Annotated in this window: 16 protein-coding genes; all 16 read right to left on the bottom strand. The window is 64.6% G+C overall.

Annotated elements, in window-relative coordinates:
• Positions 1–3: 3 nt before the first annotated feature.
• Positions 4–2142 carry an NADH-quinone oxidoreductase subunit L gene (gene nuoL, locus AC13C7_RS00975; protein ID WP_482866321.1) on the bottom strand — a complete coding sequence of 713 codons (2139 nt, stop codon included), beginning with the start codon at positions 2140–2142 and terminating at the stop codon, positions 4–6.
• 4 nt (positions 2143–2146) lie between these two features.
• Positions 2147–2455: an NADH-quinone oxidoreductase subunit NuoK gene (nuoK, locus tag AC13C7_RS00970; RefSeq protein ID WP_172317266.1), complete on the bottom strand. Its 309-nt coding sequence runs from the start codon at positions 2453–2455 to the stop codon at positions 2147–2149.
• A gap of 81 nt (positions 2456–2536) precedes the next feature.
• Positions 2537–3151: an NADH-quinone oxidoreductase subunit J gene (locus tag AC13C7_RS00965; RefSeq protein ID WP_172317264.1), complete on the bottom strand. Its 615-nt coding sequence runs from the start codon at positions 3149–3151 to the stop codon at positions 2537–2539.
• Positions 3152–3155: 4 nt separating this feature from the next.
• Positions 3156–3557, bottom strand: coding sequence for a carboxymuconolactone decarboxylase family protein (locus tag AC13C7_RS00960; RefSeq protein WP_482866320.1), 402 nt, complete (start codon positions 3555–3557; stop codon positions 3156–3158).
• Positions 3554–3760 (bottom strand): hypothetical protein, encoded by a 207-nt coding sequence (locus AC13C7_RS00955; protein ID WP_482866319.1) that lies wholly within the window; start codon positions 3758–3760, stop codon positions 3554–3556. The genes AC13C7_RS00960 and AC13C7_RS00955 overlap by 4 nt, the downstream gene beginning before the upstream one ends.
• Positions 3757–4251 (bottom strand): NADH-quinone oxidoreductase subunit NuoI, encoded by a 495-nt coding sequence (gene nuoI, locus AC13C7_RS00950; RefSeq protein WP_446169624.1) that lies wholly within the window; start codon positions 4249–4251, stop codon positions 3757–3759. The genes AC13C7_RS00955 and nuoI overlap by 4 nt, the downstream gene beginning before the upstream one ends.
• Before the next feature lie 2 nt (positions 4252–4253).
• A complete protein-coding gene (gene nuoH / locus AC13C7_RS00945) occupies positions 4254–5294 on the bottom strand; it encodes an NADH-quinone oxidoreductase subunit NuoH (protein WP_172317254.1) in 1041 nt (346 codons plus the stop codon).
• Between the two features lie 6 nt (positions 5295–5300).
• Positions 5301–5741 carry a hypothetical protein gene (locus AC13C7_RS00940; protein ID WP_482866318.1) on the bottom strand — a complete coding sequence of 147 codons (441 nt, stop codon included), beginning with the start codon at positions 5739–5741 and terminating at the stop codon, positions 5301–5303.
• A gap of 6 nt (positions 5742–5747) precedes the next feature.
• Positions 5748–7775 carry an NADH-quinone oxidoreductase subunit NuoG gene (gene nuoG / locus AC13C7_RS00935; RefSeq protein WP_446169623.1) on the bottom strand — a complete coding sequence of 676 codons (2028 nt, stop codon included), beginning with the start codon at positions 7773–7775 and terminating at the stop codon, positions 5748–5750.
• A 251-nt stretch (positions 7776–8026) separates the two neighbouring features.
• Entirely contained in the window at positions 8027–8443 is a 417-nt protein-coding gene (locus AC13C7_RS00930; protein WP_482866317.1) for a DUF5333 domain-containing protein, read from the bottom strand.
• 129 nt (positions 8444–8572) lie between these two features.
• On the bottom strand, positions 8573–8863 hold the full coding sequence (locus AC13C7_RS00925) for a hypothetical protein (RefSeq protein WP_482866316.1): 291 nt from the start codon (positions 8861–8863) through the stop codon (positions 8573–8575).
• A 181-nt stretch (positions 8864–9044) separates the two neighbouring features.
• On the bottom strand, positions 9045–9224 hold the full coding sequence (locus AC13C7_RS00920) for a hypothetical protein (protein WP_172317244.1): 180 nt from the start codon (positions 9222–9224) through the stop codon (positions 9045–9047).
• Positions 9225–9382: 158 nt separating this feature from the next.
• On the bottom strand, positions 9383–10669 hold the full coding sequence (nuoF, locus tag AC13C7_RS00915) for an NADH-quinone oxidoreductase subunit NuoF (protein ID WP_172317242.1): 1287 nt from the start codon (positions 10667–10669) through the stop codon (positions 9383–9385).
• A 3-nt stretch (positions 10670–10672) separates the two neighbouring features.
• Positions 10673–10894 carry a DUF5337 domain-containing protein gene (locus AC13C7_RS00910; protein ID WP_474886586.1) on the bottom strand — a complete coding sequence of 74 codons (222 nt, stop codon included), beginning with the start codon at positions 10892–10894 and terminating at the stop codon, positions 10673–10675.
• A gap of 147 nt (positions 10895–11041) precedes the next feature.
• Positions 11042–11638, bottom strand: a complete 597-nt coding sequence (locus AC13C7_RS00905) for a hypothetical protein (RefSeq protein ID WP_482866315.1) — start codon at positions 11636–11638, stop codon at positions 11042–11044.
• A 43-nt stretch (positions 11639–11681) separates the two neighbouring features.
• Entirely contained in the window at positions 11682–12458 is a 777-nt protein-coding gene (locus tag AC13C7_RS00900) for a hypothetical protein (RefSeq protein ID WP_482866314.1), read from the bottom strand.
• Between the last annotated feature and the right edge of the window lie 490 nt (positions 12459–12948).

The following is a 12948-nucleotide window of genomic DNA, read 5'->3' as shown; positions in this document are numbered from 1 at the left end:
CTCTCAGCCCCCGAAGCTCAGGGTCGCGATGGTGATCAGAAGGGCGATGCCCAGGACCATGGCGAATGCGTAATGGAAGAGGTAGCCCGATTGCGCGCGGCCCGCCATCCTGGTGAACCAGGGGATGATCCCCATCGCCAGCCCGTTGATGCCACCATCGATGATATTGCCATCGCCCCGGCGCCAGAAGAGACGGCCAAGCCAGCCCGCGGGGATCACGAAGAGCCAGTTGTAGATCTCGTCGAAATACCACTTGTTGAGCAGGAAGAGGTAGGCGGGGCGGTTGGTCTCGGCCAGACGGCGCGGCAGGGACGGGTTGACGATGTAGAACAGCGTCGCGGTCCCGAACCCGATCAGCATGGCGATGAAGGGCGCAAGCTTGACCCAGGTGGACACGGCATGGGCGTCGTTCAGGACATTGTTGTCCGGCGCAATGTGGATCGCACCATCGCCGGGCGCGCCGGTAAAGACGTAATGCGCTTCGCCGTAACCGCCCGCGTCTTCGCCAGCGTAGTCGCCCGCCTCCTCGGCAGCGGCCTCCTCGGTGACGGGGTCGCCCGCCTCCTCGGCATGGGCTTCCTCTGCGCCGACCTCACCCTCCTCGGCGTATTCCACACCGAAGAACCGGCCCACCTGGTCGACCGAGCCGAAGAAGGAACTGTACCAGATCATGCCCGAGAACACCGCCCCGAGCGCCAGCGCGCCAAGCGGGATCAGCATGGTCATCGGGCTTTCATGGGCGTGGTCATGGGCATGGCGGTCGCCGCGCGGGGTGCCGAAGAAGGTCAGGTAGATCAGGCGCCAGGAATAGAAGCTGGTGAAGCAGGCGGCGATGACCAGCGCCCAGAAGGCGTAGAGGCCAAGCCCGCCGCCGAAGGCGAAGGCGCTCTCGATCACCGCGTCCTTGGACAGGAACCCGGCAAAGCCGATATAGGTCAGCGGGATGCCGACGCCGGTAATGGCCAGCGTGCCGATCAGCATCGCGGCAAAGGTCAGCGGAATCTTCTTGCGCAGACCGCCATAGTTGCGCATGTCCTGCTCATGGTGCATCGCGTGGATGACGGAGCCTGCGCCGAGGAACAGCATCGCCTTGAAGAAGGCGTGGGTGAAGAGGTGGAAGAGCGCGACCGAATAGACGCCCACACCCGCCGCCACGAACATGTAGCCCAGTTGCGAACAGGTCGAATAGGCGATGACGCGCTTGATGTCGTTCTGCACCAGGCCCACGGTCGCGGCAAAGAACGCCGTCGCGGCCCCGATGATGACGATGAAATTCGTCGCATAGGGCGCGTATTCCAGCACCGGCGACATGCGGATGACCAGGAACACGCCCGCCGTCACCATGGTCGCGGCGTGGATCAGCGCGGATACCGGCGTCGGGCCTTCCATCGCGTCGGGCAGCCAGGTGTGCAGGAACAGTTGCGCCGATTTGCCCATCGCGCCAAAGAACAGCAGCATGCCGATGGTGTTGGCCGCGTTCAATTCATAGCCCAGGAAGCTGATCGTCATCTCCGCCAGTTCCGGCCCCATGGCCAGGATCACGTCGAAATTGATGCTGTCGGTCAGCTTGTAGAGCGCGAAGATGCCAAGCAGGAAGGCGAAGTCGCCGACCCGGTTGACGACGAAGGCCTTGATCGCGGCGGCCCCGGCGGTCGGTTTGCGGAAGTAGAAGCCAATGAGAAGGTAGGAGGCGACGCCGACCCCTTCCCAGCCGAAGAAGAGCTGCAACAGGTTGTCCGCCGTCACCAGCATCAGCATCGCGAAGGTGAAGAAGCTGAGATAGGCGAAGAAGCGGGGGCGGTAGCTCTCGCCTTCGCGGAAATGCTCGTCATTCGCCATGTAGCCGAAGCTGTAGAGATGCACGAGCGCCGAGACGGAGGTGATCACGATCAGCATCGTCGCGGTCAGCCGGTCGATGCGCACCTGCCAGCTTGTGTCAAGCGATCCGGACGCGATCCAGGTGAAGAGGTCGCGGGTATAGGTCTCACCGTCAAAGGCGAAGAACACGATCCAGGACAGCGCCATGGACAGGAACAGCAGGCCGGTCGAGACCACGCAGGCCGCCTGTTCGCCGATCAGCCGCCAGGAAAACCCGCAGATGATGGCGCCGACCAGGGGGGCGAAGAGGAGGATGGTTTCCATGGTCTCAGCCCTTCATCACGTTGACATCTTCGACCGCGATGGTGCCGCGGTTGCGGAAGAAGCAGACCAGGATGGCCAGGCCGATGGCGGCCTCGGCGGCGGCGACGGTTAGGACGAAGAGGGTGAAGACCTGCCCCGTCAGATCGCCCAGATAGGCGGAGAAGGCGACGAGGTTGATATTGACCGCCAGCAGCATCAGTTCGACCGACATCAGGATGATGATGACGTTCTTGCGGTTCAGGAAGATCCCGAAAATCCCGATGACGAACAGCGCGGCGGCCACCGTCAGGTAATGTTCAAGTGCGATACTCATCTCGTCCCTCCGGGGTTTTCACGTCCCCATTCATTCGTCGTCGAGGGCGCGCGGGCCCTCGAATATCTGTGCGGGCGGGCGTTACAGACCCTGCCCCGGTTTCACGTCCTTCAACTCCATCGCCTTGGCTGGGTCGCGATACATCTGGGCCAGCACGTTCTGGCGCTTGATGTCGGTGCGGTGGCGCAGGGTCAGGACAATCGCGCCGATCATGGCGACCAGCAGGATCAGCCCGGCAAGCTGGAACAGCAGGAAGTAGCGGTCATAGAGGATCGCGCCGAGCGCCTCGGTATTGTGCATCTCGGACAGCGCGGGCGTCGGGTTGCCGAGGCGTCCGTCGAACCCTTCCGAGAACTGCCACGACCCGAAGGCCATCGACAGCTGGATCAGGATCACCACGCCGATCAGCCCCGCCAGCGGCACGTATTTCGCCATCTCGGCCTTCAACTCGGCGAAATCCACGTCCAGCATCATGACGACGAAGAGGAACAGGACCGCCACCGCGCCGACATAGACGATGATCAGCAGCATGGCGACGAATTCCGCCCCGATCAGCACGAACAGGCCGGCCGTGCTGAGGAAGGCCAGGATCAGCCACAGCACCGAATGCACCGGGTTGCGCGCCACGACGACGAAGAGGCCCGCCAGGACGGTGGTGAGCGAAAACAGGTAGAAGGTGAAATCGACAACGCCCATGGGTCTATTCCTCGTTTCCGTCGATGGTCTGGCGGGCCAGGTCCATCGCCTTGGTCATCGCGGGCACGCCGCCGAACATGGCCGCCTGCGCGATGGTATCCGCGATCTCCTGCTTGGTGGCCCCGGCCTCCAGCGCGTGGCGCACGGTCAGGCGGATCTGCGGCTCGGCATGGGCGCCCTGGATGGTCAGGCCCTGAAGCGTCAGCAGCAGACGGGTTTTCGAGTCCAAACCTTCCGGGTTGAACTGCTTGCCCATCATCATCTCCATCATCTCGGCGGGGATGGTGGGCCACATCTTCTCGAACCCGTCGGGGGTGAAGCTGGCCAGCGCGGGGTTCATCGCCTTGGCCATGTCCTGAGTCTGCTTGAACAGCGCCTCGAAGGGGTTTTGCGGGGTGTCGGTCATGTCGGGTCTGTCCCTTCCAGCGACTCCACGCGCTCTTCCACCTGATGGATGTATCCCGCGATGGAGGTCAGCAAGACTCCTTGCCCGCCGATCAGGTTACGCAGATCGGACAGCTCCTTGCGAACCTCCTTGCGGAAGGTCGCGTTCTCCTCGCGCATCTCCCACAATTGGGTCAGGATCAGGTTATCCACATTCTCACTCATCTGTAGGGCGCGTCCATTTCCAGGTTGCGGGCGATCTCGGCTTCCCACCGCTCGCCGTTTTCCAGAAGCTTGGCCTTGTCGTAGAACAACTCCTCGCGCGTTTCGGTCGCGAATTCGAAATTCGGGCCTTCGACGATGGCATCGACCGGGCAGGCCTCCTGGCAGAAGCCGCAATAGATGCACTTGGTCATGTCGATGTCGTAGCGCGTGGTCCGGCGGCTGCCATCCTCGCGCGGTTCGGCGTCGATGGTGATGGCCTGCGCCGGGCAGATCGCCTCGCACAGCTTGCAGGCGATGCAGCGTTCCTCGCCATTGGGGTAACGCCGCAGCGCGTGTTCGCCGCGGAAACGGGGGGAAAGCGGCCCCTTCTCATGCGGGTAATTCAACGTCGCCTTGGGCGAGAAGAAATATTTCAGCCCAAGCTTGAAGCCGACGATGAAATCCCAAAGCAGGAAGTATTTCGTGGCGCGGGTATAGTCGATCTGGGTCATGTTCAGCCCCCTACCATCCAGCGGGCATAGGCGCCGCCGAACAATTCAAACTTTGCCGCGAAGCTGACCAGCACGACCCAACCCAGGGAAAGCGGCAGGAACACTTTCCAGCCGATCCGCATCAGTTGGTCATAGCGGTAGCGCGGGGTGATCGCCTTGACCATCGAGAAGACGAAGAAGACCAGCAGAATCTTGATCGACATCCACCAGATGCCATCGGGCAGGCCGGGGATGGGGCTGAGCCAGCCGCCGAAGAACAGGAGCGCAACCAGCGCGCACATCAGCACCACGGCCACAAGTTCGCCGATCATGAAGAGAAGGAAGGGCGTCGAGGAATATTCCACCTGGTAGCCCGCGACCAGTTCCGATTCCGCCTCGGGCAGGTCGAAGGGCGGGCGGTTGGTTTCCGCCAGCGCCGAGATGAAGAACAGGATCAGCATCGGGAAATGCGGCAGCCAGTACCAGTTGAGCAGGCCCAGATTGCCATCCTGCGCGGCGACGATGGCCCCGAAATTCAGCGATCCGGTCGAGATGACGATGCCAATGACGATGAGGCCCAGGGACACCTCGTAGGAGATCATCTGCGCCGCCGAGCGCAACGACCCCAGGAACGGGTATTTCGAGTTCGAGGCCCATCCGCCCATGATCACGCCATAGACCTCCAGCGACGAGATCGCCATGACATAGAGGACCGCGACGTTGAGATCGGCCAGCACCCAGCCGTCATCGAAGGGGATCACGGCCCAGGCAATCAGCGCCATCACCAGGCTGACCATCGGGGCCAGCAGGAACACGGCACGGTCGGCGCCTGCGGGGAACACGACCTCTTTCAGGATGTATTTCAGGAAATCGGCAAAGCTTTGCAGCAGGCCGAAGGCCCCCACGATATTGGGCCCCCTGCGCATCTGCACGGCGGCCCAGATCTTGCGGTCGGCATACATCAGGAAGGCCAGCGCCACCAGAAGCGGCACCACCAGAAGCAGGATCTGCCCCACGGTCAGCAGGGTGATGCCCAAACCCGTTGTCGTAAAGAATTCAACCATAGTCCCTCACACCGTCGGTATGCCTTGCTCGGCACAGTCCGCGACCACCACTTCGGCGTCGATCGTCTGCACCCCCCGCGGGAGCGCCGGTGACACGGTGTAAACCGCATCTGCCCGCCAAAGGCCAGACTCTTCATCCACATTTGTGCGCACATGTCGCGCAAAGCCGTAGCCCCGGATCACCGCATATTGCGCGGCGGCGCATTCGGCATAGAGCGCCACATCCTCGCGGTTGCGCGCGCCGCGCATCGTGACGTGGAAATTGACCAGATCGTCATCCAGCAGGCGCGTCTGCACGCCCATGAACTCGAACAATTCCACGGGGATGTCGCGGCTGGTCTCCGGGGCCTCGGGGGCCTCGGGGGTTTCGGCCTGCCGCGCGCCGGGCGCGCAGGCGGCCAGCACCGCCAACGCGCCCCAGAACGCCGCGATTTTGATCCCCGGCATCGCCGGTTACTCCGCCGCCAGGACCGTCTCGGCCCGCGCCTTAGCCCCTGCCGACAGCTCCGCCATCAGGCTGGAGGCGCGCGCAATCGGGTTGGTCAGGTAGAAATCGCCGATCGCGGGCACGAAATCGGCATTGCCGGGTGTGCGAAGCTCCAGCGCATCACCCTCGTTTTCCGGAACCTCGTCGATACGGCCCAGATGCGGCACCGCCTCGATCAGTGCGGTCCGCAACTGCGCCAGGCTGTCGAAGGGCAGCGTGGCCCCCATTTCAGCCGAGAGCGCGCGCAGGATGGCCCAGTTTTCCTTGGCCTCACCGGGCGCGAAGCCCGCGCGCAGGGCAAGTTGCGGGCGGCCCTCGGTGTTGACGAACAGCCCCTGTTCCTCGGTATAGGCGGCCCCCGGCAGGATCACGTCGGCGCGGTGCGCGCCCCGGTCGCCATGGCTGCCCTGGTAGATGACGAACGCGCCTGCGTCGATCTCGACCTCATCGGCGCCGAGATTGTAGATCACGTCCGCGCCGTCAATCGCGGCCTCCATGCCGCCCTCGGTCACGGCCCCCACGTCCATCGCGCCGACCCGGCCCGCCGCACTGTGCAGCACCAGAAGGCCCGAGCCCGAGATCTCGGCCATCTTCTGCGCCTGTGCCAGCACCGCCTCGCCATCGGCCTCGCGCAGGGCACCCTGCCCCACGATCACGATGGTCTTCTTCTCGTCGCGGGTTTCCTCCGAGACACCATCCGCGATCATGTCCAAGAGCGCCTGACGGCCCGTCCCGGCATGGTAGTAGTCATAGGTCAGGTCGGCGGCCTCGCCGATCAGCGCGACCTCGGCGCCTGCGATCCAGGCCTTGCGGATGCGCGCGTTCAGCACCGGCGCCTCAACGCGGGGGTTGGTGCCGATCAGCAGGATCATGTCGGCATCGTCGATGTCCTCCACCGTGGCGGTCCCGACATAGGCGGCGCGGTTGCCTGCGGGAAGGCGCGCGCCATCGGTGCGGCATTCGACCGAGCCGCCTTGCGATTCAACCAGCGTTTTCAGTGCATAAGCGGCCTCGACCGGGGCCAGGTCGCCGACCAGACCGGCCAGTTTGCCAGCCCCCTTCATCGCGTCCGCCGCCTTGGCCAAAGCCTCGGGCCAGGTCGCGGGGCGCAGACGCCCATTCTCGCGGATGTAGGGTTTATCCAGCCGCTGCTTGCGCAGCCCGTCCCAGACAAAGCGGGTCTTGTCGCTGATCCATTCCTCGTTCACGCCGTCATGGTTGCGCGGCAGGATGCGCATCACTTCGCGCCCCTTGGTATCGACACGGATATTGCTGCCGAGCGCATCCATCACGTCGATGGTCTCGGTCTTGGACAGCTCCCAGGGACGCGCGGTGAAGGCGTAGGGCTTGGACGTCAGCGCCCCCACCGGGCAAAGGTCGATGATATTGCCTTGCAGGTTCGAATCGATCATCGCCCCCAGATAGGTGGTGATCTCGGCATCCTCGCCGCGGCCGGTCTGGCCCATCACCATGACGCCCGCCACCTCGGAGGTGAAGCGCACGCAGCGGGTACACGAGATGCAGCGCGTCATCTGGGTATCGACAAGCGGCCCGAGTTCCAGGTCTTCCGAGGCGCGCTTGGGCTCGCGGTAGCGGCTGAAATCGACGCCATAGGCCATCGCCTGGTCCTGCAGGTCACATTCACCGCCCTGGTCGCAGATCGGGCAATCCAGCGGATGGTTGATCAGCAGGAATTCCATCACGCCTTCGCGGGCCTTCTTGACCATCGGGCTGTTGGTCCGGACCATCGGCGGCTCACCATCCTTGCCGGGGCGCAGATCGCGCACCTGCATGGCACAGCTTGCCGCCGGTTTCGGCGGGCCGCCCACGACCTCGACCAGGCACATCCGGCAATTGCCCGCGATCGAGAGGCGTTCGTGATAGCAAAAGCGCGGGATTTCGACCCCGGCCTGTTCGCAGGCCTGGATCAGGGTCATGGCCGGATCGACCTCGACCTCTTTGCCGTCGATATTGATTTTGCGTAGCTCGGTCATGGCTTTACCTTTGCAGGGCGCGCGCGTCGGAAGGGGCGTGGTTTGCAGCCCTGTCTAACGCAGCGCCCACCCGGATTCACGCGGAAATTCCACATGGCCCCCCCAATGCCGCGTTCGGGAGGGATTTGCAACGCGCGACGGAGGGGATTCGTGACCGGACGGGGTGGTTTTTCGCCGCGCCGGACACGCGAAAAGGCCCGCGCCGGGGGGGGCATCCCGGCGCGGGCCTTCTTTCCGGCAGGCGGTGCCGATCAGCGCAAAAGCTGCCCGATGGCGGAGCCCGCGGCAATCTCCTCGCGGCCGACGGTGCAATAGCCTTCCATCATGGTGGGCGAGGCCCCGCGCGGCTCCAGCCGGGCATCGGCCAGGGCGCGCACCCGGTCCTGTTCGGCCTCGTCGTTCACATAGGCGCGGATCTCGCTGCGCGAATAGCCTAGCGCCTCGGCCTCGGACACCAGGTTGTTGATATAGCCGATCGCGCGCAGGCGGCGGGCCGAGATATCGGGGCAGCGGTTATGGATATGGCGCGCGATGGCGAAATTGATCAGGCCCTCGCTGATCACCGGATCATTGCGCAGCGCGTCCCAGTCTTCGGCTTGCGCGGGCGCTTGCGTGGGCGCGGCGGCCAGAAGGCCCGCAACCAGAAGCGGGGTCAATCGGAGCATCATGAACAGGTCCTTTCGAAAAATCGGCTCGACGAGGCTTGAGACGTGGGGCACGGGCCCCTGTCATTCAATATCAACCGCCCGTCATCCGGCGACATCGGCCCGAAGTCGCCGATTTCCTGAGGAAACCGCCTATATCCGCACGCCCCAGAAGGCGATGATCAGGTAGATCACCAGGCCCACCAAGGCCAGGCCAAGCGTCGAGTAGATCGCGCCTTCCAGCTTTTCGGGCGTGTTCAGCAGCATCATCACCATGCCCGCCAGCAGCGCCCCGATCACCGCGCCCAGGATCGAGCCGCCGATGCCCCATGTATAGCCGAGCCAAAGCCCGAGCCCGATCAGGACCAGGAACACCACCGTCATCCAGGCCCGGTAGAACCCGCTCAGGACCGGGCGATTGCTGTGCATCGGTTGATCTGCCACTGCCGCCTCCGTTGGCTCGCCCCTTTTTCGCGGGGCGTTGTCCAATTCACGGGTATCATAGCGGGTGGGCGCCTACCGGGCAAGAAATGAGGCGCCTGCCTGACGGTCGGGCGATCAGTTTTGCAACAGCGCGCGCTTTCGGATCGGGCCTCATGACGGGATATGGCATGATACCAATAGTTTAGCGACGGGCCTTCGCCGGAATGGGCTGCCCCGCCCGCGCCCCTTCCTGCCGCCCGCCGAGCCAGCGCCCGAGCGCGGCCAGCACGCCCGCCAGCGAAACCCTCGGCGCGCGGAGGCCCTCGGTGCGGCGCGCCATATCCTGCATCATCTGGCGATGTTCATGGGGTCCGTAGCACATCGGGCGGGCTCCTGCTTGCGGGAATGGGCCAGGTCAGCATAGCCCCGGTCCCGCCCCCGGCAAAATCACGATGCGGCGAGGGCTGCGGGAAATTCCTGACAGCTTTGTCCGCTTTTCCTGACAGGTTTGTCAGGAATTTCGCCGCTGCATTCCGGCGCCTACTCGGCCGCGATGGGGCCGCGCTTGTGCTTGATGCGATCCTCGATCTCGTCGCGGAAGTTGCGGATCAGGCCCTGGATCGGCCAGGCCGCCGCGTCGCCGAGCGCGCAGATGGTGTGGCCCTCGACCTGCTTGGTCACGTCCAGCAGCATGTCGATTTCCTCGACCGCCGCGTCGCCCTTCACCAGCCGGTCCATCACCCGCATCATCCAGCCGGTGCCTTCGCGGCAGGGCGTGCATTGGCCACAGCTTTCGTGCTTGTAGAAGGCCGCCAGCCGCCAGATCGCCTTGATGATGTCGGTCGACTGATCCATCACGATCACCGCCGCCGTGCCGAGGCCCGATTGCAGGTCGCCGCGCAGGTAGTCGAAATCCATGATCGCGTCGCGCATGTTCTCGCCGCGCACGCAAGGCACCGAGGATCCGCCGGGGATCACCGCCTTGAGGTTGTCCCAGCCGCCGCGAATGCCGCCGCAATGCTTTTCGATCAGTTCCTCGAAACTGATCGACATGGCCTCTTCCACGACGCAGGGGTTGTTGACGTGGCCCGAGATCGCAAAGAGCTTGGTGCCCGCATTGTTGGGCCGGCCAAAGCCCGCGAACCACTCCGCGCCACGACGCAGGATGGTGGGGACGACGGCGATGCTCTCGACGTTGTTCACCGTGGTCGGGCACCCATAAAGCCCCGCGCCCGCCGGGAAGGGCGGCTTCATCCGGGGCATCCCCTTCTTGCCTTCCAGGCTCTCCAGCAGCGCGGTTTCCTCGCCGCAGATATAGGCCCCTGCCCCGTGATGCAGGTAGAGGTCGAAATCCCAACCCGACCCGGCGGCGTTCGGCCCGAGCAGGCCCGCATCATACGCCTCGTCCACGGCCGCCTGCAGCGCCTCGCGTTCGCGGATATATTCGCCGCGCAGGTAGATATAGCAGGCATGCGCGTTCATCGCGAAGCTGGCGATCAGCGCGCCCTCGATCAGGGTGTGGGGATCGTTGCGCATAATCTCCCGGTCCTTGCAGGTGCCAGGTTCCGATTCGTCGGCATTGATCACCAGGTAGGCGGGCCGCCCGTCGCTTTCCTTGGGCATGAAGGACCATTTCAGACCGGTCGGGAACCCCGCGCCGCCGCGCCCGCGCAGGCCGCTGGCCTTCATGATCTCGACGATCTTGTCGCGGCCAAGCGCGATCAGATCCTTGGTGCCGTCCCAATGTCCACGTTTCTTGGCCCCGGCCAGGTCGCGGTCGTGCATCCCGTAGATATTGGTGAAAATCCGGTCTTTGTCCTGGAGCATCCTTCAGTCCCTTTCGTGGCGGCGGGCCGTCCAGACCTGATATGTCACAATCAGCGCCCAGACCAGTGCCGCAATTGCCGCAAGGTCGAACAAGAAGACATAGCGCACGGGCAGGCCAAGCTGTCCGCCCAGGAATTGCGCCCCAAACCACAGCACCATGGTCGCGGCCATCACGATGGCGGCGATGCGCGCCTTGCGGGCGTTGGTGTCGGGGCTGGAGGGCATTGCGGGCGGGCGGGCCTTCACGTCATGTCGGTCGGGATCGGTTTTAGGTCAGGCGGGCGGGGAATGTCCACTGGCCCGGCTGCAAGCGACATGAAAAACCGCACCGGGGCTGACCGGCGCGGGTTTTATAAAGAGTGTGCGCCGGGGTCAGGCCCGCTTGGCGGCCCCGGCGACGATGTCGAAGCGGGTGCAGGCCAGCTTGAAGCCGGGGATGTTCTCGTCCAGCCAGTCGATGCCCTCAGCGTCCAGCGCGGCGATCTGATCGACATGGTAGATGCCGATCTCGTTCAGGCTGCCGGCCAGTTTCGCGCCGATGCCGCGCAGGGCGGTCAGGTCGTCCGGCTTGCCGCCGCGCGGGGCGTCCAGCAGGGCGGGGTTCGGCGCGGCTTCTGCGGGCGCGGGTTCTGCGGGCGCGGCTTCGACAGGCGCGGCAGGGGCCTCGGCCACGGGGGCCGGATCGGTTGCGGCCTCGGCGCTGACCATCTCCGCGACCTCGGCCATGGCCGCCACGGGTTCCGAGGCGATGTCGCGCAGCATCTCGACCACGTTGTCGGTGGCCTCGGCATTGGCCGGGCTTGCGACCGTGCGTGCCATGGTCTGCCAGAAGGTGAGCGGCGCTGTCATGCCAAGGTGCCAGCCCTGCACGGCGGCATTGCCATAGAAGGCGGCGGAATAGTTCGCCGCAGTGATCATGGTGCTGCGGGCGGTGATCGCGTTACGCCACAGAGTATCGGCAAAAGTCATTCTGTTGATCCTCGTTTTCGGATGTCTCACATCCTCCCGCGCGTCAATATATGTCGCCGTCATCCACTTTTTTAGAGAATTCGGTGTCTTCGCCTGCGGCTAATAGACCGGCCTGGTCGACCCAGCCGTCGCGCGTGACGCGGCCCTTGAACCCGGCCAGGTTGTCATCCATCCAGGCCACTTCGGCAGGCCCCCAGGCGGCGATCTGGTCGAAATGATAGATGCCGAGCGAATGTAGCACCTGCTCCAGCTTCGGGCCCACCCCCTTGATTTTCTTGAGGTCATCAGGCCCGCCCTCGCGCGCCTCTGAGAGGGCTTCGGGCTGCGCGGCGGCGCCGGCGTCCTCCACCGGCTGCGGGGCGCTCGGGGCGATGGTCGAGGGCGCGCGGTCCTCTGGCTTGGCGGTCTCGTGATCCTCCACCGGTTGCGGGGCGCTTGGCGCGACCTCGACCGGCTCGGGCTCGGCATCCAGATCGGGCTGCGGGGCGACGACGGGGGTGGCGGGCTCCGGCGTGGGGCCTTCCTCCGGTTCCGGCTCGGGTTCCGGCGTGGGGGCGACGGCGGGGCCAGTGGCGACCGAGGCCGCCGCCTTGGCGCGCGCGGTGTCGGCCATGGAGCCTACGTCAAAGCGCGGGTTGTCGCCGCAGAAAAGGTCCGGGCCGAAGACGATCACCGCGACAAAGAACAGAAGACCAACGATCAGCGACCAGATGGTGCCCAGGCCGAACAGGAACAGAAGGAACGCCAGGAGCAGCGCCACCGCGGCCCCCGCGATGATGACGATCCTCTTGCAATCGGCGTGATCCGATGATGCAGACATGGCAGTATCCCCCCTGGCCAGTTGGTGAGGAAGTAGACACCAGAGGCCGCCTTGCGTGAAGGGGGTTTCTCTGCGGCCCCGCCTCGGTGGCGCATAGGCAACATGGGGCCGGAATTGGACGCATAGGAGATCCGGTTTGGGCGGTGGATTGTCCTTTTCCGGTGAAGATAGCAGGCGTTTGGGGGATGGGCGGCGAAGGTCGGGGGAGAGCCCATTGCGGACCTTGGGTGAACAGCTATCTTTCCTAGGAAAGCAAGCCCGCACGGGAGCACCCATGAAAAATTTGACGGCGAGCATTTTATTGGCAGTCTCGGTCCTCGCGCATGGATTTTGGCGTGCGGGCAATAAGGGAACGTCTGATCAACGCCTTCGGCTGCGCCGAGGCTTCGGCTTGAAGGCAGTTTGGCGCCGGACAGACGCCGTTGCCAGCGATTTTCGCGCCGTTTGTGCCGCCTGAGCGGCGGTTTGGTCGATTTTGGACGGACTCCGC

The organism is Alterinioella sp. B-7, from assembly GCF_056857775.1.
The sequence above is the reverse complement of the archived record's forward strand: the minus strand, read 5'-3'. Positions and strand labels throughout refer to the sequence as shown.

Coding starts and splice junctions, on each gene's coding strand:
- AC13C7_RS00965 (WP_172317264.1), bottom strand. CDS start 3,151: ATGGGCGTTGTCGATTTCACCTTCTACCTGTTTTCGCTCACCACCGTC.
- AC13C7_RS00930 (WP_482866317.1), bottom strand. CDS start 8,443: ATGATGCTCCGATTGACCCCGCTTCTGGTTGCGGGCCTTCTGGCCGCC.
- nuoI (WP_446169624.1), bottom strand. CDS start 4,251: ATGACCCAGATCGACTATACCCGCGCCACGAAATACTTCCTGCTTTGG.
- AC13C7_RS00955 (WP_482866319.1), bottom strand. CDS start 3,760: ATGAGTGAGAATGTGGATAACCTGATCCTGACCCAATTGTGGGAGATG.
- nuoG (WP_446169623.1), bottom strand. CDS start 7,775: ATGACCGAGCTACGCAAAATCAATATCGACGGCAAAGAGGTCGAGGTC.
- AC13C7_RS00900 (WP_482866314.1), bottom strand. CDS start 12,458: ATGTCTGCATCATCGGATCACGCCGATTGCAAGAGGATCGTCATCATC.
- AC13C7_RS00960 (WP_482866320.1), bottom strand. CDS start 3,557: ATGACCGACACCCCGCAAAACCCCTTCGAGGCGCTGTTCAAGCAGACT.
- nuoK (WP_172317266.1), bottom strand. CDS start 2,455: ATGAGTATCGCACTTGAACATTACCTGACGGTGGCCGCCGCGCTGTTC.
- AC13C7_RS00940 (WP_482866318.1), bottom strand. CDS start 5,741: ATGCCGGGGATCAAAATCGCGGCGTTCTGGGGCGCGTTGGCGGTGCTG.
- nuoL (WP_482866321.1), bottom strand. CDS start 2,142: ATGGAAACCATCCTCCTCTTCGCCCCCCTGGTCGGCGCCATCATCTGC.
- AC13C7_RS00910 (WP_474886586.1), bottom strand. CDS start 10,894: ATGCCCTCCAGCCCCGACACCAACGCCCGCAAGGCGCGCATCGCCGCC.
- AC13C7_RS00905 (WP_482866315.1), bottom strand. CDS start 11,638: ATGACTTTTGCCGATACTCTGTGGCGTAACGCGATCACCGCCCGCAGC.
- AC13C7_RS00920 (WP_172317244.1), bottom strand. CDS start 9,224: ATGTGCTACGGACCCCATGAACATCGCCAGATGATGCAGGATATGGCG.
- nuoH (WP_172317254.1), bottom strand. CDS start 5,294: ATGGTTGAATTCTTTACGACAACGGGTTTGGGCATCACCCTGCTGACC.
- nuoF (WP_172317242.1), bottom strand. CDS start 10,669: ATGCTCCAGGACAAAGACCGGATTTTCACCAATATCTACGGGATGCAC.